The following is a 26,385-nucleotide window of genomic DNA, read 5'->3' on the forward strand; positions in this document are numbered from 1 at the left end:
GTCGTAGATTTACAGCTTAGTCAGGTGATGGATTCCGGCAGGTCGGCAGTGAAGGATAAAATGTCAGAATGTGCGTCTTGTGCGCGTTTGGCCGCTCGCGGATGAGTACACTGGCGCCGCTGCAAAATGCGGGGCGCAGGACGCGCCTTGATATGGTTTCTATTCTGGAGAGTGAATGTGATGCGTCAGAAAGGCTTCACCTTGATCGAGCTGTTGATCGTCGTGGCAATCATCGGCATTTTGGCCACGATCGGTTTGCCCATGTATACCAAGTACCAGGCCAAGGCCAAGTTTACGGCGGGGTTGGCTGAAGTCTCCGCGTTGAAGGCCGGTTTCGAAGACACCCTTAACCAGGGCACCGTGCCGACACTGGCCTTGATCGGTGGCACCAGCCCAACCGCCAACTGCACGATCGAGGTGGCAGGCGATGTGGCCACCGGCACCGGTTCCATCCGTTGTGAAATTCTCGATGCGCCCGCTCCCGTGCTGGGCAAGACCATCACGTTGACGCGCAGTGCCACCACCGGCTGGAAGTGTGCAACCACGGCTGACGCTCAATACGTTGCCAAGGGCTGCGGCGCCGACGGAGCATAACGGTTGCTGGGCGGCAGGCGAGTTAGTTGCTGCATGCCCAATGCGGTGCTAGCTTTAGCCCACCGCCCGTGTAGCTCAGCCGGTAGAGCAGCGCACTCGTAACGCGAAGGTCGCAGGTTCGATTCCTGTCTCGGGCACAAAGGCAACACTGTTTTCAAAGGCAACACTGTTTTCAGATGATCCCAGAATGGTTCTGAAGGCCAGACGAGCCGGCATTCATGCCCACTCTTTTGTATCTGCGCAACCTTGATGACCCAGATGCATCCCCATTCCTTGATCTAAGAGAACAACATGACCACACAAGAGATGACCCAGGAAGCGCGTCACGAAGCCGCCCTCAAGAAATACGTGGAGGAGTCGCCGGAACTGCTGGATGAGATCAAGGACCTGAGTGCCGAAGATCAAAGGGACCAGATCCAATGGGCATTTGAGGATGAGGCCGAGGCCCAGGGCCTGCAGCCATGGGAACTGAGCCTCAAGTACACCTCCACCCCCGAAGAATTCGAGGCGGCGCGCCTGGCCTTGCACAAGGAGGCTGCCGAGGTACTGGGCGTCGACTGGAATGAGTATTGTGGGATGAATAATCTCGCAATCTAAGTCGCTTTCTGTGTAGGAGCGAGTGGTCCGCCCAGTGCGTGCTCGCTCCTACAGAGGGCCTCAGATACTGAGCCGCATCGACAAATCCACGGCTTTAACATCCTTGGTCATCGCACCGATGGAGATGTAGTCCACCCCGGTTTCAGCGATGGGCAGCAGGGTAGTTTCATTGATCCCGCCGCTGGCTTCCAGCTTGGCCTTGCCTGCGTTCAGGCGCACGGCCTCGCGCATGTCATCCAGGCTCAATTCGTCGAGCATGATGATATCGGCACCCGCCGCCAGTGCTTCGCGCAGTTCATCCAGGCTTTCCACTTCGATTTCCACCGGCTTGCCCGGTGCGATTTTGTGGGCGGCCGTAATTGCCTGGGCAATACCGCCACACGCAGCGATATGGTTTTCCTTGATCAGGAACGCGTCATACAGACCGATGCGATGGTTATGGCAGCCACCGCAAGTCACCGCGTACTTTTGCGCCAATCGCAGACCGGGCAGGGTTTTGCGGGTGTCCAGCAGCTTGACCTGGGTGGTGGCGACAAAGTCCGCCAGATACTGCGCACGTGTGGCCACCCCTGACAGCATCTGCAGGAAATTCAGTGCGCAGCGCTCACCGCTGAGCAATGAGCGGGCCGGGCCTTCCAAGTGGAACAGCACTTGATTGGGGCTGACGCGTTCACCATCGGCCACCTGCCAATGCACCGCGACCCGAGGGTCGAGCTGGCGGAATACCGCGTCCACCCAAGCCGTGCCGGCGATAACGGCCGCATCGCGAGTAATGATTGTGGCCTTGGCCAGCCGTTCGGCCGGGATCAATTGTGCAGTGATGTCGCCGCTGCCGATGTCTTCCAGCAGTGCACGGCGCACGTTGGCTTCAATTTCGGCGGTGAGGTCGGCAAGACGGAGATTCGGCATAACAGGCTCCACAAACAAAGTGCCTCGATTATAGGGGCAGTGCGCGTTTGAACCCAGACTCCTATTCATTTACAGGGCAAAGGCAGAGTTTGCTGGCGCAACTACCCTCATTTGCAAGATAATCTCGCGCCTTGCAATTGGCGTCATAGCTTTGACGTCCTGGTGATAACGGGTTTTTTTACAGCGTCCAATTGGGCCTGCCCCCGATCTTTCCCCAACCAACACCGCCGTTTCAGGAGGCCAGGATGCACAATGACGGAAAGGTGGTGCCCATCAACAAGGCACACGCCACGCCATCGCCGCTTGCGCGCCTGCCGGTGGTGTTGCTGCAGGTTCGCGACAAGGCCGCTCAGCAGTTGCAACAAGGTTTGCAGGAACTGTTCGATAACGCCGACGACACCCTGTTCGAAATGGCCGACAAGGCCCGTAGTAACGCTGACCATCACATCTTCTTTGAAGCCATGCGCGACTTGCGCCTCAAGCGCAAGAATTTCGAGCGCGTGTTCATGGCGCAGTTGTTCGCCGCGTTCGCCAATCTGGGCCATGTTGGGCGGGGCGAGTCGCACTGGCTGCCGGTGGTGTCCTATGACACGGCGACCGGCACGTCCAGTGATGAACTGGAAAAAGCGGTCGCGTTGGCGGCCATGCTCGGTCGAGTGCGGCATCGTGATGGCCTGGCACTGGCGCAACTGACCGCGCGCCTGAGTACATTGCTCGGCAACCCCCTGGATGAGCGCGATAACCCGTTGGGCCCGGCACTGCTTTGTGAGTTCTTTTTGCGGGCGGGGCGCAGCTTGGGGGTAGAGATCCGCGTCAAATTGATCATTCTCAAGCTGTTTGAAAAATACGTGCTCAGTGACGCCGACCAACTGTTCGCTGAAGCCAACCAGATACTCGTCGCTACCGGGGTTTTGCCTGAGCTCAAGGCAGTGCCATCACGTCGCCCCGGTGGGCGTGCGGCGCTTGAACAGCAGCGTGAAGGCAGCTTGCCGACCGTCGACCCGCCAGTGGATGAAAACGGCCAGGAAGCCTTCGCTGCCTTGCAGAAATTGCTGGCGGCCGTGCGTGGCAGCGTGGCGCCTACCCTGGAAGCCAGCGCCGAACCCCAGCCCATTGCCACCCGCGACCTGTTGCGCCTGCTCTCTCATTTGCAGCAATACGTGCCGGAACCCGAGGCCGAAGACGACTTCGACCTGCGTAACCAGCTTGAACAGTTGCTCACCCGTGTCAGCGTCAAAAGTGGCAAGTCTCGTGTGGTGGAAGACGCCGATGAGGATGTGATCAACCTGGTCGCCCTGTTATTCGAGTTCATCCTCAATGACAGCACCGTGCCTGATGTTTTCAAGGCCTTGATCGCGCGTTTGCAGATTCCGATATTGAAAGTGGCGATACTGGACAAGAGTTTTTTCAGTCGCAGCAGCCATCCGGCGCGGCGCTTACTCAATGAAATCGCCGCCGCCGCCATGGGTTGGAGCCCGCGCGATGACTCTCCGCGCGACAGCCTGTACCTGCGAACCGAGCAGGTGGTGCAATGTTTGCTGAATGAGTTCGTTGAAGACCTGGCGATTTTCCCCCGGTTATTGGCGCAGTTCACGGCCTTTACTGCGGATGAGCAGCGGCGCAGCGAATTGCTGGAGCAGCACACCTATGAGGTCGAAGAGGGCCGTGTGCGTACTGAGGCCGCCCGTCAGCGCGTGGCCGAGCTGCTCAATCGACGTTTGGTAGGCCGGGTGTTACCGCAGGCGGTGGTGCAGTTTCTCCAGCAGGCCTGGAGCCAGGTGCTGTTGTCGGCCAGCCTCAAGCATGGCGAGCAATCGGTGCAATGCCAGGGGGCGGTGCGCACCATGGACGAGTTGATCTGGAGCGTGAGCCTGCAGAAAGACACCGAGGCCGGTCGGCATCTGCTGGAGCAATTGCCCGGGCTGCTCAAGGCCTTGCGCAACGGCTTGACCGGCGTGGCGTTCGATCCCTTCAGCACCCGTGAGTTCTTTGTCCGATTGCAAGCCATGCATGTGCAGTCATTCGAGAGTGGGAGGCAGGACACGCTGATCGAGGTGCGTGAGCCATTTTCACTCAGTAGCGGGTTGCCTGAGCCAATCGCAAGCCTGCCCAGTGATGACCCGCACTTGATCAAGGCTCAACAATTGCGGATCGGAGGCTGGTTTGAGTTCCAGCAAGATGAAACCCACCGTCTGCGCTGTAAGCTGAAGGCGATCATGGCACCGGCCAACGCCTATATTTTTGTCAGCCGCACGGGGCTCAAGGTCCTGGAGAAGAGTGCCGTCCAATTGGCCTTGGCCTTCAAGCAGGGGGCGGTACGCAGTTTGGACGAGGGGCTGCTGTTTGACCGCGCGTTGACGTCAGTGATGGGTAACCTGCGTCAACTCAATCGCGGCAAGTCATCGCAACCGCAGGGCTGAACGCGGCATACTGGTAATACCTCGTCCCATTCAAGGAACCAGTATGCAGTTGGACCCCACCAGCGGTTGGTGCCAGGGTATTCGCCATTGCCCTTCACCCAACTTCAACGAGCGCCCCGCAGGCGAGATCTCACTGTTGGTGGTGCATAACATCAGCCTGCCTCCGGCGCAGTTCGCCACCGGCAAGGTGCAGGCGTTTTTCCAGAACCGCCTGGATGTCACAGAGCATCCTTACTTTGAAAGCATTGCCGACCTACGGGTGTCTGCGCATTTTCTGATTGAGCGCGACGGCACCGTGACGCAATTTGTATCGTGTCTGGACCGGGCCTGGCATGCAGGGGTCTCGAGCTTTGAGGGGCGTGAAGTCTGCAATGACTTTTCCCTGGGTATCGAGCTGGAGGGTACGGATGAGCTACCGTTTACCGATGCCCAATACGCGTCGCTGATCGACCTGACACGTCAACTGCTGGCAGCCTACCCAGGCATTACCCGTCAGCGTATTCGTGGTCACAGTGATATTGCGCCAGGGCGCAAGACTGACCCGGGCCCGGCTTTTGATTGGGCGCGCTTTCGCAGCGCCCTGCAGGATGGAGGACACGCACGATGAGTTTCCTGGTGTTGGTGCTGGCGGTCTGGATCGAAAAGTTCTCGGCCTTGCGTCGGCGGTTACAGTGCGACGGCGGATGGTTGCGTGAGCTGGCCAAACTGGAGTCGAGCCCGCGCATGGGCAAGCGGCCTTGGCTGATTCTGGTACTGCTGGTGTTGTTGCCGGTGGCCTTGCTGGCCCTGTTGCTATTGGTGCTGGAACCCGTGGCTTATGGCTTGTTGGCATTGCCGGTGCACTTACTGGTGGTGATCTATAGCCTGGGGCGTGGCGATCTACTGGCTGGGCTCGGGCCGTTTCGCGATGCGTGGCGGCGCGGTGACTTGCAAGCCGCCGAACACGTGGCCGAGCGGGACCTGAAAGTAGCGGCCGACAATGGCGAGCAGCTGCTGGAGCGCGTTCAAGGCCATTTGCTATGGCAGGCTTACCAAAGCTTTTTCGCGGTGATTTTCTGGTATTTCCTGTTGGGCCCGGTCGCGGCCCTGGCCTATCGCCTGCTGGCGTTGGCCAGTGAGCACAGCCAGAACCCTCTGGTCGCCGAACGTGCCGGCCAATTGCGCCACGCGTTTGATTGGTTGCCGGTGCGCTTGCTGGCGGCGAGTTTTGCCCTGGTGGGTAACTTTGTTGCAGTCAGCCGGGTGATGCTCCATGAACTGCTGAGCTGGGATATCAGTGCCGCGCAGTTGGTAGAAAAAGTCGGCCTGGTAGCGGCTGAAATTCCACCGCCGGTGGTGGGGGCTGACGGCATCAACAGTCTGGATCGCCTGTGGGAACTGCTGCTGCGTGCGGCGGTGCTGTGGTATGCCGGGTTCGCCATCTGGACCGTGTTGCCTTGATCGAGTGAGCGCGGTCAAAAATGTGGGAGCAACTGTCTTAACGGTCTTTATCCGTCCATCCTTTCCAAAGACAGCAACGCTCCCACCGCTGTGCGCCGTGTAACCACCTTGGGAAATAGCCGCAGCCAGTTTAGGCGGTGTGCTCTTTCCATTCATATCCTCGGTGCCGTGGGCATGATCGTCGACCAGAATCAGCAGATCGCTGCGGCCGTGCAGCAGCAAACTGCCGTTGCACACGATATCGACCAGAACATTGCCGAGCTCAATCGAGCTGGCGAGCATGCGGCTCAGGGCGCCTATCAGACAGAGGCGGCCAGCCGGCAGCTGTCGATGCGGGTGATCGAGTTGAAGCCATTGATCGGGGCGTTTCGTGTGTAGGGCGAGCGTGTAGGATTTTGGTTTTGTATAGCGTGGCTCCGGTCCTGATTTGTGTGTGTATCTTCTTTGAGCGCCTGGATGGGTGAGAATTTGTTTCAACCCATCACGGTCCAAGGGAGGCACGGCGATGCCTGCTGCTACCGGTATCAAAGGGCACTGCGCCCATTGCGGCATTACGTTTGCGCTCAAGCCCTGGCAATTGAACGCCATTGCCATTCATGAGCCTTTTGATTGCACGTATTGCCAGCGGATCGTGCAGTTGAACTGCCCCCGGCAACTGCGCCAGTTCAAGTCGCTGGACCATTGGGCGATGGTGCGCCCAAGCATGCTGGTACTCACCTGCGCGGTGTTGATCGTGGCGTTGTTGGCGGAATGGGTGGGGGTGGTCAGCGTGATCGGGCAACTCAATATTTCACTGGTGATGCTGCTGGCCCACTTCCTGGTGCTGCGCTATATCCGCTACCGGCAGCGGCTGACGTTGGATTTGCAAGCGGTCAGCGTGCTACCAACGGAACAACTCGCGCGCATTGCGTGTGCTCGTTTCGGCCAGCAGTAAGGGGCTAATGCCCATGCGCTCAGCCAACGCGCTGCAGATGTCCGGCAAGTGTTGCGGGCTGTTGCGCAGGCCGGGGTACATCGCGGGGGCCATATCCGGTGAGTCGGTTTCCAGCACCACGGCCTCAAGGGGCAGTTGAGCGAGCACCTTGTGCATGCGCAGGGCTTGAGGCCAGGTGGCCGCGCCGCCCAGGCCCAGCTTGAAGCCGAGCTTGATGTACTCGCGAGCCTCCTCAACGCTGCCGGCGAATGCATGGATGATCCCGCCCCGTGGCAGGCGGATGCGCTTGAGGGTGGCGATCACCGCCGCGTGGCTGCGACGTACATGCAACAGGGCCGGGAGCTGGAAGTCCACCGCCAGTTTCAACTGGGCGTCAAACAGGCTTTGCTGACGTTCGCGATCCAGCTGTTCGAGGAAGTAGTCCAGGCCGATTTCGCCGACGGCGCACAACTGTCGATGGCCGTGCAGGCGGGTCAGCCAGTCGCCCAGTTCGGTCAGGTCAGCGGGGCGATGCGCGTCGAGGTACACCGGGTGCAGGCCGAAAGCGGCAAACAAGCCTTCATCTTCCTGCACCAGGTCCCACAGCCGTTGCCAATTCTGCTGATAGACGCCTAACACCACCATGCGCTGCACCCCAAGTTGGCGGCTGTGGGCGAGGACTTCCCGGCGATCATGATCGAAGTCCGGGAAGTCCAGGTGGGTGTGGGTGTCGATCAGCTCCATGCTCAAGCCTCGTGAATACGCTGCTTGAAGGTCCGGCCAATGGCGTGCACGCCCGGTTGGTATTGCTCTTCCTCGATGACGGCCAGGGCCAGGCGCAGGGCCGTGTCGGCGATCAATTGGTGTTGCTGGGCCATGGCGTTGACCGGCAGCGGCAGGAAGTCCAGCAGTTGGGTGTCACCGAACGTGCCCAGGCGCAACGGCCGTGATTTGAGCGGGAAGTCATGCAGCGCGTCGAACACGCCTTGCAGCAGCACGTAGGAAGTGGTCACCAACGCGTCAGGCAAATGCCCCAGTTGATGTAGAAGTTGCTCCATCAACTGTCGGCCGCAGTCACGGCTGAAGGCTTCACCCTGTTCGATGATGACTTCACCGGTGAACCCTTGCAGCGCTTCACGGAAACCGGCGGCGCGCTCCTGACTGATACTCAGCTCCGGCCGTGCACCGATCAGTGCGATCTGCTTGGGCAGCGGTTGCAGCAGGCTGCTGGTCAGTTGCTGGCAGGCCTGGCGGTCGTCGCTGACCACCGAGCAAAACTGCGCCGGTTCCATCACCCGGTCGATGGCAATCACCGGCAGGCCCTTGGCTTGCAACTCGCGATAGCTGTCATCACTGGCCGGCAGGCAACTGGCGACGAACAGCGCATCGCAGCGTCGTGCACGAAACAGTTGCAGCAACTGGCGTTCGCTGTCCGCATCATCGTCGGAGCTGGCGATCAGCAACTGATAGCCTCGTGCTCGCGCACCTTGCTCCAACAACTTGGCAATCCGTGCGTAACTGGGGTTTTCCAGGTCTGGCAGGATAAAACCCAAGGTGCGCGTATGCCGGCTGCGCAGCCCGGCCGCCTGAGGGTTGGGGGTAAAACCATGGGCTTCGACCACCGCCCGCACCCGCTCGACGGTCGCGGAGCTGATGCGTTGCTGTGCGGCCTTGCCATTGATGACATAGCTTGCGGTGGTGACGGACACACCGGCCAGACGTGCGATATCACTGAGTTTCAAACCGGGATTTCCTTGTTTTTTAGAGCTTGCCCCGACATTTTGTCCAATCGTAACCGATTCCTGCGTACGACTATTGTCTGAGCTCAAGCGCCAAGTGGTCCTTCAAGCTTGCATAATTAGCGCGTAATCTGCCATAAATTCTAGATTAAACGTTTCAGCCAGCGTATTTTTACGACGTTCGCGACTGAATGGCTACTGCCAATTGACCGCTCAGTCAGTTATTTTTGAACACAGCCTCGCTGATTTATTCAAAACAATACCTAGTGCGCACACCGCACTAACTAGGAGAACGGCATGCTTGAGCTCACTGTAGAGCAGATATCCATGGGCCAGGTGGCTGTGGATAAATCTGCTGCCTTGCACCTGCTCGCTGAAAAACTGGTGGCCGATGGCCTGGTCGCCGAGGGTTATCTCAGTGGCTTGCAAGCCCGTGAAGCCCAAGGCTCGACCTTTCTCGGCCAAGGTATTGCCATCCCTCACGGCACCCCGGAAACCCGCGACCAGGTCTTTTCTACCGGCGTGCGCCTGCTGCAATTCCCCGACGGGGTGGACTGGGGGGACGGCCAGATCGTCTACCTGGCCATCGGCATTGCCGCCAAATCCGATGAACACCTGCGCCTGCTGCAACTGCTGACCCGCGCCCTCGGTGAAACCGACCTGGGCGAGGCGCTGCGCCGTGCCGGCAATGCCAACGCGTTGCTGAAGCTGCTGCAAGGCGCGCCGCAGGAACTGGCGCTGGATGCGCAGATGATCAGCCTTGGCGTGTCCGCCGATGACTTCGAAGAGCTGGTGTGGCGCGGCGCACGCTTGTTGCGCCAGGCTGACTGTGTGAGCAACGGCTTTGCCGCCGTGTTGCAGCAAGTCGACGCACTGCCCCTGGGCGATGGCCTGTGGTGGTTGCACAGCGAGCAGACGGTCAAGCGTCCGGGCCTGGCCTTCGTCACGCCGGACAAACCCATGCGTTACCTCGGTCAGCCACTCAACGGTTTGTTCTGCCTGGCCAGCCTCGGCGAAGCCCATCAGACCTTGTTGGAACGCCTGTGCGCGTTGTTGATTGAAGGTCGCGGCCAGGAACTGGGGCGTGCCACCAGCAGCCGTGCGGTGCTTGAAGTGCTCGGCGGCGAACTGCCACCCGATTGGCCGAGTGTGCGCATTGCCCTGGCCAATGCCCATGGCCTGCACGCGCGGCCGGCGAAGATCCTTGCGCAACTGGCGAAAAGTTTTGACGGCGATATCCGCGTGCGTATCGTCGATGGCCCGGTCGGCGCCGTGTCGGTAAAAAGCCTCAGCAAGTTGCTCAGCCTCGGCGCCCGTCGCGGCCAGGTGTTGGAGTTTGTGGCCGAACCAGCGATTGCCGGTGACGCGTTACCCGCCTTGCTGGCGGCCGTAGAGGAAGGCCTCGGCGAAGACGTTGAGCCGCTGCCGGCCGCCAGTGCGCAACCTGCAACGCTTGATATCGAACCGGTGCTCAGCGCGCCCGTGTCCGGCAGCCAGCTCCAGGCTATTGCCGCCGCGCCCGGTGTCGCCATCGGCCCTGCGCATATCCAGACGCAGCAAGTAGTCGATTACCCACTGCGCGGTGAATCCTCGGCCATTGAACGCGAGCGCCTGCATAACGCCTTGACCGACGTGCGCCGCGATATTCAGGGCCTGATCGAACGCAGCCAGGCCAAAGCCATCCGCGAGATTTTCATCACTCACCAGGAAATGCTCGACGACCCGGAACTGACCGACGAAGTCGGCACCCGCCTCAAGCAAGGCGAGAGCGCCGAAGCCGCGTGGATGAGCGTGATCGAAGCCGCCGCCAGGCAGCAGGAGTCGTTGCAGGATGCCTTGCTCGCCGAGCGCGCCGCCGACCTGCGCGACATCGGCCGCCGTGTGCTGGCGCAACTGTGCGGCATTGAAACCGCCCAGGAGCCGAGCGAACCCTACATTCTGGTGATGGAAGAAGTCGGGCCCTCCGACGTCGCGCGTCTGGACCCGACGCGCGTCGCCGGCATCCTCACCGCCCGTGGCGGCGCCACGGCCCACAGCGCCATCGTCGCGCGAGCCCTGGGCATTCCGGCCTTGGTGGGCGCAGGTCCTACGGTGTTGTTGCTGGCCTCCGGTACGCCTTTGTTGCTGGACGGCCAGCGCGGTCGCCTGCATGTCGACCCCGATGCGACCACCCTGCAGCGGGCCACCGTTGAGCGCGACACTCGCGAACAACGCCTGCAAGCCGCCTCGGCCCAGCGCCATGAACCGGCCCTGACCCGCGACGGCCACGCCGTTGAAGTGTTCGCCAATATCGGCGAAAGCGCCGGCGTTGCCGCTGCGGTGGAGCAAGGCGCCGAAGGTATCGGCCTGCTGCGCACCGAGCTGATTTTCATGGCCCACCCGCAAGCGCCGGATGAAGCCACGCAGGAAGCCGAATACCGCCGCGTACTCGACGGCCTCGACGGTCGCCCGCTGGTCGTGCGCACCCTGGATGTGGGCGGCGACAAACCGCTGCCGTATTGGCCGATTGCCCAAGAGGAAAATCCCTTCCTTGGGGTGCGCGGTATTCGGCTCACCTTGCAGCGCCCGCAGATCATGGAAGCGCAACTGCGTGCGCTATTACGTTCCGCCGATAACCGGCCGCTGCGCATCATGTTTCCCATGGTCGGCAGCGTCGATGAGTGGCGCGCCGCCCGCGATATGACCGAGCGCCTGCGCCTGGAGATCCCGGTGGCCGACTTGCAACTGGGGATCATGATCGAAGTGCCGTCCGCTGCCTTGCTGGCGCCGGTACTCGCCAAGGAAGTCGACTTCTTCAGTGTCGGCACCAACGACCTGACCCAATACACCCTGGCCATCGACCGTGGCCACCCGACCCTGTCCGCTCAGGCGGATGGCCTGCACCCGGCGGTGTTGCAGTTGATCGACATCACCGTGCGCGCCGCCCATGCCCATGGCAAATGGGTCGGCGTGTGCGGCGAGTTGGCGGCGGACCCGTTGGCGGTGCCGGTGCTGATTGGCCTGGGTGTGGATGAGTTGAGCGTGTCGGCCCGCAGCATTCCTGAAGTGAAGGCGCGGGTGCGCGAATTCAGTCTGAGCGAGGCCCAGGGCCTGGCGCAAAAAGCCCTTGCGGTGGGTTCGCCCGCCGAAGTGCGAGCCCTCGTGGAGGCCGTGTAAATGGCGAAGATTCTGACCCTGACGCTGAACCCGGCGTTGGACCTGACGGTACGCCTGGCGCGCCTGGAACCGGGTGAAGTCAACCGCAGCGAAACCCTGCTGACCCATGCCGCCGGCAAGGGGGTCAATGTCGCCCAGGTGCTGGCGGACCTGGGCCATGAAGTCACCGTGGGCGGCTTTCTCGGTGAAGACAACCCCCAGGCGTTTGAGGCGTTGATCGCGCGGCGTGGCTTTGCCGACGCGTTTATCCGTGTGCCGGGCGAAACCCGTAGCAATATCAAGATCGCCGAACAGGATGGCCGGGTCACCGACATCAACGCACCAGGGCCGCAGGTCAGTGAGCAGGCGCAAGCGGCGTTGCTCAATCAACTGACGCTGATTGCGCCTGGGCACGACGCCGTGGTGGTCGCCGGCAGCTTGCCGGGTGGCGTCACTGCGCAGTGGTTCAAAGGTTTGCTGGAACATCTGAAAAGCCTCGGTTTGAAAGTCGCCCTCGACACCAGCGGCGAAGCCTTGCGCGCCGGTTTGCAGGCGGGCCCGTGGTTGATCAAACCCAACACTGAAGAGCTCGCCGAAGCCCTGGATTGCCCCACCGATTCCATCGCACAACAGGCCCAGGCTGCCGAGCGCTTGCATGCCCAAGGCGTCGAGCATGTGGTGGTTTCCCACGGCGCCGACGGCGTGAACTGGTTCAGCCCGGGCACGGCGCTGCATGCCACGCCGCCCAAGGTCAGCGTCGCCAGCACGGTCGGTGCGGGTGACTCGCTGCTGGCCGGGATGCTTCACGGTTTGCTCAGTTTTGATCTGCCGGAAAGCACCCTGCGCCGGGCCACGGCGATTGCCGCCATGGCCGTCACGCAGATCGGCTTTGGCATCAGCGATGACGCGCAGTTGGCGCGTCTCGAAAGCGGCGTCCACGTGCGTACGCTGACAGAACAATAAGAGGGTTTGTGATGAAGTTAGCCATTGTTACTGCCTGCCCGAACGGCATGGTCACCAGTGTGCTGTGCGCCCGCTTGTTGGACGCTGCCGCGCAGCGCATGGGCTTGCACACCAGCGTCGAAGTGGTGGACGTGCAGCACCCGGAGCGCCAGTTGTCCCAGGCCACACTCGACGAAGCCGAATGGGTATTGCTGGTCAGCAGCACGCCGGTGGATATGCAGCGGTTTGTCGGCAAGCGTGTGTTCCAAAGCACGCCTGCCCAGGCGTTGGCGGATGTCGAGGCGGTATTGCGCCGTGGCGCCGAAGAGGCCCAGGTCTATGTCGCCAGCGCAGCACCGGCGGCGGCAAAGCGTGCTCCACGTATCGTCGCTATTACGGCCTGCCCGACGGGCGTGGCGCACACCTTTATGGCCGCCGAAGCTTTACAGCAAACAGCCAAGCGCCTGGGTTATGACGTGCAAGTCGAAACCCAGGGCTCGGTGGGCGCGCGCACGCCGTTGAGCGCGCAAGCGATCGCTGACGCCGACGTGGTGTTGCTGGCGGCGGATATCGAAGTCGCCACCGAGCGCTTCGCCGGTAAGAAGATTTACCGCTGCGGTACCGGCATCGCCCTCAAGCAATCCGAAGCCACGCTCAACCAGGCATTGGCCGAAGGCGCGGTGGAAAGTGCAGCCAACGGTGCGGTGGCCAAAAAAGAAAAAACCGGTGTGTACAAACACCTGCTCACCGGCGTGTCGTTCATGTTGCCGATGGTCGTGGCGGGCGGCTTGTTGATCGCCCTGTCGTTCGTGTTCGGCATTCATGCCTTTGAAGAAAAAGGCACCTTGGCGGCAGCGCTCAAAACCGTCGGCGACCAGGCCTTTATGCTGATGGTGCCGTTGCTGGCGGGCTACATCGCCTACTCGATTGCCGACCGTCCCGGCCTCGCGCCCGGCATGATCGGCGGGCTGTTGGCGGGCACATTGGGCGCCGGATTTATCGGAGGCATCCTCGCCGGTTTTCTCGCGGGTTATTGCGTCAAGCTGATCACCCGCGCGGTGAAATTGCCGCAGAGCCTGGAGGCGCTCAAACCGATTTTGATCATCCCGTTGCTGGCGAGTTTGTTCACGGGCCTGGCGATGATCTATCTCGTCGGCCCGCCGGTCGCGCGGCTGCTCACTGGCCTGACTGACTTCCTCAGCACCATGGGCACCACCAACGCGGTGCTGCTGGGCATCCTGTTGGGCGGCATGATGTGTGTGGATTTGGGTGGGCCGATCAACAAGGCGGCGTACGCGTTTTCGGTCGGCTTGCTGGCGGCCTCGAGCGGCGCACCCATGGCCGCGACCATGGCCGCCGGTATGGTGCCGCCAATTGGCATGGGTATCGCCACGTTCCTGGCGCGGCGCAAATTCGCCCAGACCGAACGCGAGGCAGGCAAGGCCGCGATGATTCTGGGACTGTGCTTTATCTCCGAAGGGGCGATCCCGTTTGCGGCCAAAGACCCGCTGCGCGTGATTCCGGCCAGCATCGCCGGGGGCGCCTTGACCGGCGCGCTGTCGATGTACTTCGGCTGCAAACTCGCCGCGCCTCACGGTGGCCTGTTTGTGTTGGTGATTCCGAATGCGATGAACCATGCGCTGCTGTACTTGCTGGCGATTGTTGCCGGCAGCCTGTTGACCGGTTTGGTCTATGCGCTGATCAAGCGGCCGGATGCGGTTGAGCTGGCGGTCTCCTCAGCCAAGGCCTGACGCAATGTAAACTGTGGGAGCAGGCTTGCCTGCGATGCAGGCACCTGGGTGTATCAGTTAGACCCGGGTGATGCTATCGCAGGCAAGCCAGCTCCCACAGTTGATCTGCATTGGTCTGTAGGTCGGTGTCACACCGGCTTCATCACGCCATGTTTAAGTGGCCCTTTTGATACTCAAGAGGGCACCTGCATGAGCCACTTCGATCTCGGCCGTCGCCGTGTGATGCAAGCCGTTGGCGCCGGTCTGTTGCTGCCGGGCCTGGCCCCGGCGGTGATCGCCTCGGTCAAAGACCGGCCGCAACTCACCGATGGTGTGCAGTCCGGCGACCTGATGGGCGACCGCGCGATGATCTGGAGCCGCAGCGACCGCCCCGCGAAGATGGTGGTGGAGTGGGACACCCGCAGTGTGTTCAGCAACCCGCGTAAATTCATCTCGCCGCTGGCCGACAACCGCACCGACTTCACCGCCCGCGTCGAACTCACCGGGCTGCCGGTCGATCAGGCGATTTTCTATCGCGTGCACTTTGAGGACGCCCAGACCGGCGTCGCCAGCGAGCCGTGGTTCGGTCACTTGCGCAGCGTGCCGCAACAGCGCCGCGACATTCGTTTCGTGTGGAGCGGCGATACCGTCGGCCAGGGCTTTGGCATCAACCCGGACATCGGCGGCATGCGCATCTACGAAGCCATGCGCCTGCGCCTGCCGGACTTCTTTATTCACAGCGGCGACACCATCTACGCCGATGGCCCGGTGCCGGCGCAGCTGACCGTTGAAGACGGCCGCATCTGGCGCAATATCACCACCGAGGCCAAGAGCAAAGTCGCGGAAACCCTCGATGAATATCGCGGCAACTACCGCTACAACCTGCTCGACGAAAACGTGCGCCGCTTCAATGCCGAGGTGCCGCAGATCTGGCAGTGGGACGATCACGAGGTAGTCAACAACTGGTCGCCGAGCAAGCAGTTGGATGAGCGTTACCAGACCAAGGACATCAACACCCTGGTCGGCCGCGCGCGCCAGGCCTGGCTGGAGTATTCACCGATGCGCCGGCAAAGCGCCGACGGTGGCGGGCGGATCTATCGCAAGCTCAGCTACGGCCCCTTGCTGGATGTGTTCGTGCTGGACATGCGCAGCTATCGCGGCCCCAACGATGACAACCTGGGCGGCGAAAAACCCTTCATGGGCCGCGAGCAACTGGACTGGCTCAAGCGCGAGCTCAAGGCTTCCCGGGCGCAGTGGAAAGTCATCGCCGCCGACATGCCCATCGGGCTGGGCGTGCCTGATGGCGAGGTCAGCCCCGGCGTGCCGCGCTGGGAGGCGATCGCCAACGGCGACCCTGGCCCGGCCCAAGGTCGCGAGCTGGAGATTGCCGAGCTGTTGGGCTTTCTGCGCGCTCAGCAGGTGCGTAACCATGTATGGCTGACGGCGGATGTGCACTACTGCGCGGCGCATCACTACCACCCTGATCGTGCGGCGTTCCAGGATTTCGAGCCGTTCTGGGAGTTTGTGGCAGGGCCGTTGAATGCGGGGAGTTTCGGGCCGAACCCATTGGATAAAACCTTTGGCCCGGAGGTGGTGTTCGAGAAGGCGCCACCCGCGCAAAACACTTCGCCGTTTGCCGGGTTTCAGTTTTTTGGTGAGGTGCAGATTGATGGGCAGACGGCGGAGTTGACCGTCATTTTGCGGGATTTGGATGGGGTGTCAGTGTTCGAGCAAAAGCTGCAACCGGTCTGATTTGAAATGCAATCAAATGTGGGAGCGGGCTTGCTCGCGAAAGCGGAGTGTCAGTCACCGAATCTATTGACTGAACCACCGTATTCGCGAGCAAGCCCGCTCCCACATTTTGAACGGTGTCTTTTCAGGGATTAGTACACATCCCGGCGATAGCGGCCTTGTTCAATCAAGCGCTCAACCGCCTCGCGGCCCAGCACGTCGTGCAGCACCTGATCCACGCCCGTCGCCATGCCCTGCAAGCTGCCGCAGACATAAATCGCCGCGCCATCGGCCAGCCATCGACGCAATACATCCGCCGACTCGCGCAGGCGGTCCTGCACGTAGATTTTTTCCTTCTGGTCACGGGAAAACGCCAGGTCCAGCAGGGCCAGGTCACCGCTGGCCAGCCAGCCTTGCAGCTCGTCGCGGCACAGGTAGTCGTGTGCGATATTGCGCTCGCCAAACAGCAGCCAGTTGCGCTGCTGGCCATCGGCAATGCGCGCCTTGAGCAAGCTGCGCAGGCCGGCGAGGCCGGTGCCGTTGCCCAGCAGGATCAGCGGCGCCGGTGCCTGCGGCAAGTGAAAACCACTGTTGCGGCGCAGGCGCAGGCTGATGCCGGTCCCGATGGCGGCGTGTTCCGTCAGCCAGCCGGAGCCCAGGCCCAGGCTGCCGTCGGGGTGACGTTCCTGACGCACGATCAACTCCAGCACGCCGTCGCTGGCAATCGAGGCGATGGAGTATTCGCGCATGCCCAGCGGCACCAATGCGTTCACCAGTGCCTGGGCATGCAAGCCGACCAGGTGCGTGCGGTTGTCCGGCAGTTGGCGCGTCGCCAGTGCCTGGTCAAGGGGTTGCGCCAGGCCGTCGATCAGCACGCTATCGTTGCCGGTCAGGCCCAGGCCGGCGAGGAAGTGTTCAATGGCCTTGGGGCCATTGCGCGGCAGGATTTCCACCAGGTCACCCGCCAGCCAGTTTTGCGGCGACGGCGGCGTGAGGCCCAGCAGGTAGATGTTCGAGCCGACGCTGCCGCGGTTGAGCAGGGTGCGATAAGTCAGGGTCCAGTTGTCGTATTGGGCGGTTTGCCAGGCAGCTGCCGGCGCGTGACCGGTGAGTTGGCCCAGTTGCTGCTGCCAGGTCAGCAAGGCCTCGGTGTCGCCGCTGTCGACTTCCACCGGGGCAAACAAGGGGGTGCCGCCCTGGTGGGTCAGCCAAAAGTGCAGGCGCCGGGCAAAGCCGCAAAAGTGCTCGTACTGGCGATCACCCAGGGCCAGCACTGAGTAATTCAGGCCTTTTAGCGACAGGTCCTGGCCGAGCACGCCGCGCTCAAAACCGCGTGCGCTGTCGGGCGCTTCACCGTCACCGAAGGTGCTGACCACGAACAGTGCATTTTCCGATTGGGTCAGGTCGTCCTGGCTGACGTTGCCCAGGGGCTGCACGTTCACCGGCATGCCGGCTGCCTGCAATTGCCCGGCAGTTTGCCAGGCCAGTTGCTCGGCAAAGCCACTTTGGCTGGCAAAGCCGATCAGCCAGGCCGGGGCGTCGCTGTGGTTGGCGCCGAGGCCTTTGCGGGCATCGCGAACCTGGCGCTTTTTGCGGCGACGGTCGAGGTACAGCAGCCAGCCGGTAATGAAGAACAGCGGCATGCACAGCGCACTGACGGTCAGGATAATGCGACCGAGCAAGCCGAAGTAGCTGCCGGTGTGCAGCGCGTAAATACTGGTCAGCCATTGCGACTTGAGGGTTTTGCTCGCGTACTGATCGTGGAATTTGACGTCGCCGGTGGCCGGGTCGAGGTTGATCTGGTTCAGCGCTCGGTCATGGGGCGATGATTTGAGCAGGTAATACACGATGGCCGGTTGTCCGGCGACGGCCGGCATACGGATGTTATAGGCACTCAAACCGGGGCCGGCGTTGGCGTAGATGCTGCTCCAGATCGCATCGTAGTTGGCCACTGGCGCCGGGCCCTCGGGCGGCGGGCCGCGCTTGCGCATGCGTTCGTTGTTCGGGGCGTCGGAGAGCAGTTTGGTCAGGCCCTGGTTGTACCAATCGTAGGACCAGGACAGGCCGGTCAGCGCCGCCAACAGATAGAACAGCAGGCACCAGGTGCCGAACACCGAGTGCAAATCCCAGTTGAAGCTGCGGCCTTTTTTGCGCCAGTCCAAGGTCAGCCACGCACGCCAGTTCGCCACTTGGCGTGGCCAGCGCAGGTACAGGCCCGAGAGGCAGAAGAACAGCAATATCAGCGTGCAGGCGCCGGTGATTTGCCGGCCGGTGTCGCCCATGGCCAGAAAACGGTGCAACTGCAGGATAAAGCCGAATACGTCCTGGCCGACGGCGTCGCCCATGTAGTCGCCCGTGTAGGGATCGAAGTAGCGCATCTGGCCGCGGCGCTCACCGGGCGGCGGGGTGAAGAACACGCGCGCGGCGTTGCCGCTGTCGCTTTCTACCCACAGCATCGACACGGTCTTGCCTTCGGTGGTTTCGAGTTTGCGCACCAGTTCGGCAGGCGGCAGTACGCCCGCTTCGCGTTTTTCGACGTGCAATACCGAGGGGTTGAGCGCCCGCAGGATTTCATCCTGAAACGAGACCGCAGCCCCGGTGATCCCCATCAACGCCAGCACCAGCCCGGCAGTAATGCCGAAGAACCAGTGCAATTGAAACAGGGTTTTCTTCAACACGTCTGACGGCCTCGCTCATCTGGATGTAGTTGTCACGGCGCGCATTATGCCGTGAGTTGTCGAGAAACATTCTGTTTTACACGCAAAAGCCCCACGCATCCGATGCGTGGGGCTTCTGGCTTAACGTTGACCGGGTTTAGAAGTGGAAACTGGTGGTCAACAGCGCCGTACGACCGGCCGCCTGGTTGGCAAAGTGCGCCGCGTAGGCTTTGTCGTAGTAGGTTTTGTCGGTCAGGTTCTGCACGTTCAATTGCAGGTCGACATTCTTGGTCAGCTTGTAGCTGGCCATGGCGTCGTAGCGGGTGTAGGCCGGCACGTAAACCGTGTTGGCGGCGTCGCCGTAAACCTGGTCGACATAGAACGCGCCCCCGCCGATGGTCAGCTTGGGTGTGATGTCATACGTCGTCCACAGGCTGAAGGTGTTCTTCGGCGTGTTGGGCATTGCATTGCCTTTGTTGGAGCCAGCGCTGATCACGCCATTGCGGCCATTGAGACCGGCATCCACCAGCTCGCTTTTCAGGTAGCTGTAGCCGGCAAACACTTGCCATTGATCGGTGAGTTTGCCGCTGGCTGACAGTTCGAGGCCGTCGACGCGGGACTCGCCGCCGTTCTGGTAGGTCATCGCGTCCACCAGGATTCGGGTGTTTTTCTTCTCGGTGCGAAAGACCGCAGCGGTCAGGGACAGGCGGCTATGGAACAGGTCCCACTTGGTGCCCAGCTCATAGTTGACGGTTTCTTCCGGTTTCAAGTCGCTGGTGGCGGCACCGGCAGACAGTGGGTTGCCATCGGCGCCTTCGCCGACCAGGCCACCGGGCGGGGAGGCCGAGGTGGCGTAGGACGTGTAGATGCTGCCGTTCTCCAGCGGCTTCCAGACCAGGCCTGCCTGCCAGTTGAAGAACTGGCTGTCGTCCTTGATTTTAGTGCGCCCGGCGGCGGCATTGGTGTTGGCCACTGTGTCGAAAGTGTCGTAGCGCAGGCCGACGTTCAGCAGCCATTTCGGGTCCAGTTCGATGGTGTCGAACACATAGGCCGCGCGGCTGGTGGCCTTGGTGTTGGCGCCCAGGTAATTGCGTGTGGTGCTGCCCGTCCAGGCGTCGTCCGGTGTCGGGTTGCTCAAGGATGTGCACTGGCCGCCCAGGCTGCCTTTGGCTACGGTGCAGGTGGGGTTGGTATTTGGGCTGACGGTGTAGCCGCTGATGCGGGTTTCTTCACCGGTGAATTCCAGGCCGGTGGAGTACGAGTGCTTCATGCCCGCCAGTTGGAAATTGCCGAACAGATCGGTCTGGTTGGTGGTGGTGTCAGTCGTGGACACGCGGGTGTTGGCGCGACGCCACACAGTGCCGAACTGATTGACGTTGTGCTGGCTGTCGTCCGGCTGGGTGAGGATGTAGTCCTGACCGGTGCTGCCATGGCGCAGGGTGTTTTTCAGCGTCATGTTGTCGTTCAGGTCATGCTCGATGGAGAACGTACTGATGTCGGCGCGGGTCTTGCGGAAGTCGCGGTCCTTCAAACCGTAGAAGTTGTTGCTGTCGCCGCCGTCGGTCGGTTTGTCATGCACATGAACGGCTTTGGCGCCGCTATTGCTGTAGCCGTATGGAATCCCCGAGTCCGGCAGGTCGTTGCTTTCCATGTGGTAGTAGCTGAAGTTGACGCGGGTCGGCGTGCCCAGGCCGAAGGTCAGCGACGGTGCGACGCCCCAACGGTCGTAGTCGATCACATCACGACCGGCCACGTTCTGCTCATGGCTCATCAGGTTCAGGCGGAACGCGGCGTTGTCGAGGAACTGACGGTTTACGTCGAGCACGTAGCGGCGGGTTTGGTCGGAGCCGTAGGTGAAACCGCCGTTGGTGAAATCCCGCGCTTGTGGCGTTTTGCTGACCAGGTTGATGCTGCCGCCGGCCGAGCCCCGACCGCCGAACGAGGAGTTGGGGCCCTTGCTGACTTCAATCGACTCGATGTCGAAGATCTCGCGGCTCTGGCCGCCGGTGTCGCGCACGCCATCGAGGTAGGTGTCGCCCTGTGCGTCAAAACCACGAATGAACGGGCGATCGCCCTGAGGGTTGCCACCTTCACCGGCGCCGAAGGTAATGCCCGGTACGGTGCGCAAGGCATCCTGCAACGAGGTGGCGGCGGTGTCCTTGAGGACTTGTTGCGGCACTACGGTGACTGAGCGCGGAGTGTCCACCAGTGGCGCGGTGTACTTCTGCGAAGACGCTTTTTCCACCTGGTAGGACGTGGTGTCCTGTTCCTGGCCGGTAATGCTGGTGGCACCGAGGGAGATGCTGTTGCGCTCGCCTTTTTGTTCGGTGCTTTCGGCCGCTTGCGCCATGTGGGCGGCAGCGCCGGCGCTGAGTGCAACGCCGATGGCCGAAGCCAGTACGCGTGGTGAACCGGCAGATATTTTTAGCGTGGTGCGCGACATGAGTTGTCCTTCCCCAAGGAGGTGAGGCCGCGGAATATAGGGCTAACAAGACTTTCTATCAATTGCGATACATTGCTATTCGCATTGAATTTACATTCTTTACACTTTTTGCTTACGGTTTTTACCCACTCGTTCGTCCTCGCGTTTTACAGGGCGGATAAGAATCAATACCATTGGCATCTCTCTGAATTCAGGTATTGCCCCATGCTGCTGCACATTCCCGGCCTGTTCTCTCGCGAGGAGGTGCTGCGCATTCGCCAAGCCCTGGAAAACACCGAGTGGGCCGACGGTAAAATCACCGCCGGGCACCAGTCCGCCAAAGCCAAGCACAACCTGCAATTGCCCGAAGGCCACCCGTTGGCCAAGGAAATCGGCGCGGCAATGCTTGAGCGCTTGTGGAAAAACCCGCTGTTTATGTCGGCGGCATTACCGCACAAAGTCTTTCCGCCGCTGCTCAATTGCTATACGGCGGGTGGCAGTTTCGACTTTCATATCGACAACGCCGTGCGTCAGCCCAGGGGCAGCCATGAGCGGGTACGTACCGACCTGTCGTCCACGCTGTTTTTCAGCGACCCGGATGAATACGACGGCGGTGAGTTGGAGATTCAGGACACCTTCGGCCTGCAGCGGGTAAAACTGGCGGCCGGCGATATGCTGCTGTACCCCGGCTCCAGCCTGCACAAAGTCAACGCGGTGACGCGCGGGGCGCGGTATGCCGCGTTCTTCTGGACCCAAAGCCTGGTGCGCGAAGACAGCCAGCGCACGTTGCTGTTCGAGATGGACGGTGCGATCCAGCAACTGACCCGCGATGTCCCCGACCATCCGGCGCTGATCCAGCTGACCGGCACTTACCACAACCTGTTGCGCCGCTGGGTAGAGGTCTGACATGGGGTTTTTATTGCGCCGTGAAGAAGTCCTCAACGTCGAGCAGTTGCAAAGCATGCTCGACGACTCCCCGGTGCGCGCCGCTCAGGCCATCTTGATGGCGGCGAAGGAGGGCGTTGTCGATGCCCAGGCCTTGCTTGGGCAAATCCTGCTGGAAGGGCGCGGCATTGCACGGGATGAAGCGCTGGCACTGCGCTGGTTCCAGATCGCGGCGCAGGGCGGGCATTTGATGGCCCGCAATATGACCGGGCGTTGCCGGGAACATGGCTGGGGCTGCGCCGTCGACGAGGCGGCGGCCGCAAGGGCATATCGCCTGGCGGCAGAGGCCGGGCTGGATTGGGGCCAGTACAACTACGCCAACCTGCTGGCCACCGGCCGTGGCGTGGCGGAAGATCAAGCGCAAGCGCTGGGGTTTTATCGCCAGGCGGCCGAGCAAGGCCATGCCAAGTCGATGAACTTGCTGGGGCGTTATCTGGAAGATGGCCGGTGTTGCCCACAGGATCTTGAGGCTGCCGTGGCCTGGTATCGACGCTCAGCCGAAGGCGGGGATTTTCGCGGGCAGTTCAGTTATGCGGCGGTGCTGGCCGATAGAGGTCAAGTCGAAAGCGCGTTGGAGTGGTTACGCCAGGCACTGGCCGGCGGTAATCTCAAGTTTCTGCGAACGGCCCACAAGGCGTTGGCGGCGGCCGAGAATCCGCAGATCCGGGCCATGGCCGACGCTTACCAGCAACGTGCTGCGACCCTTTCCTGACCCATAAAAAAACCCATGACATGTCATGGGTTTTTTGTGTGCGGCGTGCTTACACGTAGTACGACTTCAACGGCGGAAAGCCATTGAACTCAACCGCGCTGTAGCTGGTGGTGTAGGCACCGGTCGACAACCAGTATAAACGATCGCCAATCGCCAGGTTCAGTGGCAGGCCGTATTTGTAGTTTTCGTACATGATGTCGGCGCTGTCGCAGGTAGGACCGGCGATGACCACTTCTTCCATCTCGCCTTTCTTCTCGGTCCAGATCGGGAACTTGATGGCTTCGTCCATGGTTTCGATCAGGCCGGAGAACTTGCCCACATCCGTGTACACCCAGCGCTCGACGGCGGTACGCGATTTACGCGCCACCAGTACCACTTCACTGACCAGGATACCGGCGTTGGCGATCAGCGAACGGCCCGGTTCCAGGATGATTTCCGGCAGGTCGTCGCCGAAATCTTCCTTGAGGAAGCGGATGATTTCCTGAGCGTAGGTTTCCAGGCTGTTGGTGCGGGTGATGTAGTTGGCCGGGAAGCCGCCGCCCATGTTGATCAGCTTGAGGTGGATACCGTCTTCTTCTTTCAGGCGTTCGAAGATCACTTTGACCTTGGCGATCGCTGCGTCCCACACGCTGATGTCGCGCTGTTGCGAGCCGACGTGGAAGGAGATGCCGTAAGGCACCAGGCCGAGGTCGCGGGCGAGGATCAGCAGGTCCATGGCCATGTCGGTCTGGCAGCCGAATTTGCGCGACAAAGGCCAGTCAGCCGTGGTCGAGCCTTCGGTGAGGATACGCACGTACACTTTCGAGCCCGGCGCGGCCTTGGCGATGTTGCGCAGGTCGGCTTCGGAGTCGGTGGAGAACAGGCGCACGCCTTTCTCGTAGAAGTAGCGGATGTCCTTGGATTTCTTGATGGTGTTCCCGTAGCTGATACGGTCGGGGCTGACGCCACGGTCCATCACTTTATCCAGCTCGTAGATCGAGGCGATGTCGAAGCTCGAGCCCTTGTCTTTCAGCAGGTCGATGATCTCGACAGCCGGGTTGGCCTTGACCGCGTAATAGACTTTGGCGAATTCGAAACCGGCGCGCAGGTCATCGTAGGCCTGGCTGATCATCGCGGTGTCGATCACCACGAACGGGGTTTCTTGCTTGTCGGCGAACGCCTTCATTTTGTCAAAGGTGGCGCGCGCGAAATAATCTTCGACGTTAATCGACATGCTGGGAACTCCTAAGGGCAAACTAATTTGATCAATGGGTGCAAATGAACGTCCTCCGTATCCCCACTTTGGTTCGCCTACTTCCCAAGGCATGTCGCCGAAAGCAAAAAGGCCATGGGATAACCGAGTCCCTTGGCCTTGCTGTCTCGTCGTCAGTACTTGAGCCGGATGGATCGTTTCCAGCATGGACGTTCGGCGCGAACTTTAGGACGTGAGGGGCCATAGATCAACTAAAAATGTCGCGTTTTTGCACGCGTTCGTCGCGGGACCCGGTGCAGCTACTTATGTAACCGACAGGTGTGACGGATTGATGTTCCCCGAATGGGGCAAATCGGTGGGATTTCCCTGACACACCACAGACCAAATGTGGGAGCGGGCTTGCTCGCGAAAGCGGTGCATCAGTCACTCTATTCAGTGACTGACACTCCGTATTCGCGAGCAAGCCCGCTCCCACATTTTTGAACTGAGTGGCGTCAGATCAGGCCAACGCTGTCTCGGCAGGCGACACAATACTGGTCTTACCGCCACGCGACTTACCGGAACTCAGGTACTCGGCAATCGACTCCTGAGTCACCTCCCCCAGGAACACCCGCTCGGCATCCATCACCGGCAACCACGAGCGGTTGAACTCGTACATGCGCGACAACAGGATGCGCAAATGCTCGTCGTACGCCGCCGTGGCGTTGAATTCCCGCAGGTATTGCCCACAGGTACCGGTCTGACGGTGCAGGTCGCGACGTCGTACATAACCCAGCGCCTTGTTCTCGGCGCAGGTGACCACCACATAACGACGGTCAGTTTCATCCATCAGCTCCAGCGCATCCGCCACCGGGGTTTCCGGGCTCACCGATGGGGCGTTGTCGGCCGCATCTTCGGCTTTAACCAGCAGCAGGCGCTTGAGGGTGCTGTCCTGGCCCACGAAGTTGCTGACGAACTCGTCAGCCGGATGCGCCAGCAAGGTGTCCGGATGGTCGATCTGCAGCAGCTTGCCGGCGCGGAAGATCGCGATCTTGTCGCCCAGCTTGATGGCCTCGTCGATGTCGTGGCTGACCATGATCACGGTCTTGTTCAGCGCGCGTTGCATCTCGAAGAACTCGTTCTGGATCATCTCGCGGTTGATCGGGTCGACCGCACCGAACGGCTCGTCCATCAGCAGCAACGGTGCATCGGCCGCCAACGCACGGATCACACCGATCCGCTGCTGCTGGCCACCCGACAGCTCACGCGGGTACCTGTGCAGGTACTGCTTGGGTTCCAGCTTGATCATGCTCATCAATTCGCGGGCGCGGTCGTGGCATTTCTGCTTGTCCCAGCCGAGCAGCTTGGGCACGACCACGATGTTTTCCTCGATGGTCATGTTCGGGAATAGGCCGATCTGCTGGATCACGTAGCCGATGTTGCGACGCAGGGTCACTTCGTCGAGGTCGGTGGTGTCTTCGCCATTGATCAGGATCTTGCCCGAGGTGGGCTTGATCAGGCGGTTGATCATTTTCAGCGTGGTGCTCTTGCCGCAGCCCGACGGGCCGAGGAATACGCAAATCTCGCCTTCATTGACGGTCAGGCTTACGTCGTTCACGGCGGACACGGTTTTGCCGTTGCTTTGAAAAGTCTTGGTCAGGTTTTGAAGTTCGATCATTTGAGCAGTCCTTTTGGAGTCAGCGAGCGTTGCAGCCATTGCAGAAGCAGGTCGGCGAAGATGGCCAGGAGACTGACCAGCACGGCGCCAACGATCAGCATCGACATATCGCTGCGGCTGATGGAAGCCAGAATAAGTACACCCAGGCCGCCGGCGCCGATGGTGGCGGCAATGGTCATCACACCGATGTTCATCACCACGGCGGTGCGCACGCCGGCGAGGATCACCGGCACGGCGATGGGCAGTTCGACCATGCGCAGGCGCTGGCCGAAGGTCATGCCGATGCCTTTGGCGGCTTCGCGGATACCAGGTTCCACGCCGGTGAGGGCGAGGTAGGTGTTACGCATGATCGGCAGCAGGGAGTAGAGGAACACGGCGGTAATCGCCGGCATCGGCCCCAGGCCCTGGCCGAACTTGGAGTAGAACGGCAGCAGCAGGCCAAACAAGGCGATGGACGGCACGGTCAACAGCACCGTAGCGCTGGCTTGCAGCGGACCGGCCAACGTCGGGAAGCGGGTCATCAGCACGCCGAGGGGCACGCCGACGACAATCGCCAGGATCACCGCAATGCCGACCAGGGTGATGTGCTGCCAGGTCAGGTGCAGGACTTGGGCCCAATCAAGATGGGAAAAGGCGTTCAGGAATTCCAT

The 26,385-nt window shown here is 61.2% G+C and carries 20 protein-coding genes, 1 tRNA gene and 1 pseudogene; 14 read left to right on the forward strand and 8 right to left on the reverse strand.

Going from position 1 to position 26,385, the window contains the following annotated elements; all coding sequences use genetic code 11:
* Positions 1-180: 180 nt before the first annotated feature.
* The 3 genes from A7J50_RS04040 to A7J50_RS04050 all read left to right on the forward strand — a co-directional run bounded on the left by A7J50_RS04040 (position 181) and on the right by A7J50_RS04050 (position 1,191).
* Complete coding sequence (locus A7J50_RS04040; protein WP_064450655.1) at positions 181-594, forward strand: pilin; 414 nt, start codon at positions 181-183, stop codon at positions 592-594.
* A 64-nt stretch (positions 595-658) separates the two neighbouring features.
* Positions 659-731: transfer RNA gene (locus A7J50_RS04045), tRNA-Thr, on the forward strand.
* Positions 732-885: 154 nt separating this feature from the next.
* Entirely contained in the window at positions 886-1,191 is a 306-nt protein-coding gene (locus tag A7J50_RS04050) for a DUF6388 family protein (RefSeq protein WP_064450656.1), read from the forward strand.
* A 60-nt stretch (positions 1,192-1,251) separates the two neighbouring features.
* On the opposite strand, the gene nadC is transcribed toward A7J50_RS04050, so the two are convergent.
* A complete protein-coding gene (gene nadC, locus A7J50_RS04055) occupies positions 1,252-2,100 on the reverse strand; it encodes a carboxylating nicotinate-nucleotide diphosphorylase (protein ID WP_064450657.1) in 849 nt (282 codons plus the stop codon).
* A gap of 245 nt (positions 2,101-2,345) precedes the next feature.
* On the opposite strand from nadC, the gene A7J50_RS04060 reads away from it, so the two are divergent.
* The 5 genes and pseudogenes from A7J50_RS04060 to A7J50_RS04080 all read left to right on the forward strand — a co-directional run bounded on the left by A7J50_RS04060 (position 2,346) and on the right by A7J50_RS04080 (position 6,894).
* Positions 2,346-4,520 carry a DUF1631 domain-containing protein gene (locus A7J50_RS04060; RefSeq protein ID WP_064450658.1) on the forward strand — a complete coding sequence of 725 codons (2,175 nt, stop codon included), beginning with the start codon at positions 2,346-2,348 and terminating at the stop codon, positions 4,518-4,520.
* Between the two features lie 43 nt (positions 4,521-4,563).
* Positions 4,564-5,127, forward strand: coding sequence for a 1,6-anhydro-N-acetylmuramyl-L-alanine amidase AmpD (ampD, locus tag A7J50_RS04065; RefSeq protein WP_064450659.1), 564 nt, complete (start codon positions 4,564-4,566; stop codon positions 5,125-5,127).
* On the forward strand, positions 5,124-5,960 hold the full coding sequence (ampE, locus tag A7J50_RS04070) for a regulatory signaling modulator protein AmpE (protein WP_064450660.1): 837 nt from the start codon (positions 5,124-5,126) through the stop codon (positions 5,958-5,960). The genes ampD and ampE overlap by 4 nt, the downstream gene beginning before the upstream one ends.
* A gap of 153 nt (positions 5,961-6,113) precedes the next feature.
* A pseudogene (locus A7J50_RS04075) lies at positions 6,114-6,338 on the forward strand (methyl-accepting chemotaxis protein); the annotation flags it as partial.
* Between the two features lie 127 nt (positions 6,339-6,465).
* Positions 6,466-6,894 carry a hypothetical protein gene (locus A7J50_RS04080; RefSeq protein ID WP_064450662.1) on the forward strand — a complete coding sequence of 143 codons (429 nt, stop codon included), beginning with the start codon at positions 6,466-6,468 and terminating at the stop codon, positions 6,892-6,894.
* Here the strand turns inward: A7J50_RS04080 and A7J50_RS04085 are convergent.
* Positions 6,841-7,617: a TatD family hydrolase gene (locus A7J50_RS04085; RefSeq protein WP_064450663.1), complete on the reverse strand. Its 777-nt coding sequence runs from the start codon at positions 7,615-7,617 to the stop codon at positions 6,841-6,843. The genes A7J50_RS04080 and A7J50_RS04085 overlap by 54 nt on opposite strands.
* 2 nt (positions 7,618-7,619) lie before the next feature.
* Positions 7,620-8,615 carry a catabolite repressor/activator gene (cra, locus tag A7J50_RS04090; RefSeq protein WP_064450664.1) on the reverse strand — a complete coding sequence of 332 codons (996 nt, stop codon included), beginning with the start codon at positions 8,613-8,615 and terminating at the stop codon, positions 7,620-7,622.
* 294 nt (positions 8,616-8,909) lie between these two features.
* Between cra and ptsP the strand changes: the two genes are divergently transcribed.
* The 4 genes from ptsP (at position 8,910) to A7J50_RS04110 (ending at position 16,171) form a co-directional block, all read left to right on the forward strand.
* The gene (gene ptsP / locus A7J50_RS04095) at positions 8,910-11,768 is read left to right on the forward strand and encodes a phosphoenolpyruvate--protein phosphotransferase (protein ID WP_064450665.1); all 2,859 of its coding nucleotides are present in this window, start codon (positions 8,910-8,912) and stop codon (positions 11,766-11,768) included.
* Complete coding sequence (gene pfkB / locus A7J50_RS04100) at positions 11,769-12,710, forward strand: 1-phosphofructokinase (protein ID WP_064450666.1); 942 nt, start codon at positions 11,769-11,771, stop codon at positions 12,708-12,710.
* A gap of 11 nt (positions 12,711-12,721) precedes the next feature.
* Positions 12,722-14,440: a PTS fructose-like transporter subunit IIB gene (locus A7J50_RS04105; RefSeq protein ID WP_064450667.1), complete on the forward strand. Its 1,719-nt coding sequence runs from the start codon at positions 12,722-12,724 to the stop codon at positions 14,438-14,440.
* A gap of 189 nt (positions 14,441-14,629) precedes the next feature.
* Positions 14,630-16,171, forward strand: a complete 1,542-nt coding sequence (locus A7J50_RS04110; RefSeq protein ID WP_064450668.1) for an alkaline phosphatase D family protein — start codon at positions 14,630-14,632, stop codon at positions 16,169-16,171.
* 131 nt (positions 16,172-16,302) lie between these two features.
* Here A7J50_RS04110 and A7J50_RS04115 read toward each other — a convergent pair whose 3' ends face one another.
* Positions 16,303-18,828 (reverse strand): PepSY domain-containing protein, encoded by a 2,526-nt coding sequence (locus A7J50_RS04115; protein WP_064450669.1) that lies wholly within the window; start codon positions 18,826-18,828, stop codon positions 16,303-16,305.
* 136 nt (positions 18,829-18,964) lie between these two features.
* Entirely contained in the window at positions 18,965-21,250 is a 2,286-nt protein-coding gene (locus tag A7J50_RS04120) for a TonB-dependent receptor (protein WP_064450670.1), read from the reverse strand.
* Between the two features lie 204 nt (positions 21,251-21,454).
* On the opposite strand from A7J50_RS04120, the gene A7J50_RS04125 reads away from it, so the two are divergent.
* Entirely contained in the window at positions 21,455-22,135 is a 681-nt protein-coding gene (locus tag A7J50_RS04125; protein WP_064450671.1) for a Fe2+-dependent dioxygenase, read from the forward strand.
* Position 22,136: 1 nt separating this feature from the next.
* Entirely contained in the window at positions 22,137-22,886 is a 750-nt protein-coding gene (locus A7J50_RS04130; protein WP_064450672.1) for a tetratricopeptide repeat protein, read from the forward strand.
* A 49-nt stretch (positions 22,887-22,935) separates the two neighbouring features.
* On the opposite strand, the gene A7J50_RS04135 is transcribed toward A7J50_RS04130, so the two are convergent.
* The 3 genes from A7J50_RS04135 to A7J50_RS04145 form a co-directional block, all read right to left on the reverse strand.
* A complete protein-coding gene (locus A7J50_RS04135) occupies positions 22,936-24,099 on the reverse strand; it encodes a type III PLP-dependent enzyme (RefSeq protein WP_064450673.1) in 1,164 nt (387 codons plus the stop codon).
* Positions 24,100-24,577: 478 nt separating this feature from the next.
* Entirely contained in the window at positions 24,578-25,735 is a 1,158-nt protein-coding gene (locus tag A7J50_RS04140; protein ID WP_017138294.1) for a betaine/proline/choline family ABC transporter ATP-binding protein, read from the reverse strand.
* Entirely contained in the window at positions 25,732-26,385 is a 654-nt protein-coding gene (locus tag A7J50_RS04145) for an ABC transporter permease (protein ID WP_027604864.1), read from the reverse strand. The genes A7J50_RS04140 and A7J50_RS04145 overlap by 4 nt, the downstream gene beginning before the upstream one ends.

Source organism: Pseudomonas antarctica (assembly GCF_001647715.1).
GTDB lineage: Bacteria > Pseudomonadota > Gammaproteobacteria > Pseudomonadales > Pseudomonadaceae > Aquipseudomonas > Aquipseudomonas antarctica_A.

Coding starts and splice junctions, on each gene's coding strand:
- A7J50_RS04145 (WP_027604864.1), bottom strand. CDS start 26,385: ATGGAATTCCTGAACGCCTTTTCCCATCTTGATTGGGCCCAAGTCCTG.
- A7J50_RS04135 (WP_064450673.1), bottom strand. CDS start 24,099: ATGTCGATTAACGTCGAAGATTATTTCGCGCGCGCCACCTTTGACAAA.
- A7J50_RS04130 (WP_064450672.1), top strand. CDS start 22,137: ATGGGGTTTTTATTGCGCCGTGAAGAAGTCCTCAACGTCGAGCAGTTG.
- A7J50_RS04060 (WP_064450658.1), top strand. CDS start 2,346: ATGCACAATGACGGAAAGGTGGTGCCCATCAACAAGGCACACGCCACG.
- ampD (WP_064450659.1), top strand. CDS start 4,564: ATGCAGTTGGACCCCACCAGCGGTTGGTGCCAGGGTATTCGCCATTGC.
- A7J50_RS04080 (WP_064450662.1), top strand. CDS start 6,466: ATGCCTGCTGCTACCGGTATCAAAGGGCACTGCGCCCATTGCGGCATT.
- A7J50_RS04040 (WP_064450655.1), top strand. CDS start 181: ATGCGTCAGAAAGGCTTCACCTTGATCGAGCTGTTGATCGTCGTGGCA.
- A7J50_RS04110 (WP_064450668.1), top strand. CDS start 14,630: ATGAGCCACTTCGATCTCGGCCGTCGCCGTGTGATGCAAGCCGTTGGC.
- A7J50_RS04105 (WP_064450667.1), top strand. CDS start 12,722: ATGAAGTTAGCCATTGTTACTGCCTGCCCGAACGGCATGGTCACCAGT.
- ptsP (WP_064450665.1), top strand. CDS start 8,910: ATGCTTGAGCTCACTGTAGAGCAGATATCCATGGGCCAGGTGGCTGTG.
- ampE (WP_064450660.1), top strand. CDS start 5,124: ATGAGTTTCCTGGTGTTGGTGCTGGCGGTCTGGATCGAAAAGTTCTCG.
- A7J50_RS04140 (WP_017138294.1), bottom strand. CDS start 25,735: ATGATCGAACTTCAAAACCTGACCAAGACTTTTCAAAGCAACGGCAAA.
- A7J50_RS04050 (WP_064450656.1), top strand. CDS start 886: ATGACCACACAAGAGATGACCCAGGAAGCGCGTCACGAAGCCGCCCTC.
- A7J50_RS04120 (WP_064450670.1), bottom strand. CDS start 21,250: ATGTCGCGCACCACGCTAAAAATATCTGCCGGTTCACCACGCGTACTG.
- A7J50_RS04125 (WP_064450671.1), top strand. CDS start 21,455: ATGCTGCTGCACATTCCCGGCCTGTTCTCTCGCGAGGAGGTGCTGCGC.
- A7J50_RS04085 (WP_064450663.1), bottom strand. CDS start 7,617: ATGGAGCTGATCGACACCCACACCCACCTGGACTTCCCGGACTTCGAT.
- pfkB (WP_064450666.1), top strand. CDS start 11,769: ATGGCGAAGATTCTGACCCTGACGCTGAACCCGGCGTTGGACCTGACG.
- nadC (WP_064450657.1), bottom strand. CDS start 2,100: ATGCCGAATCTCCGTCTTGCCGACCTCACCGCCGAAATTGAAGCCAAC.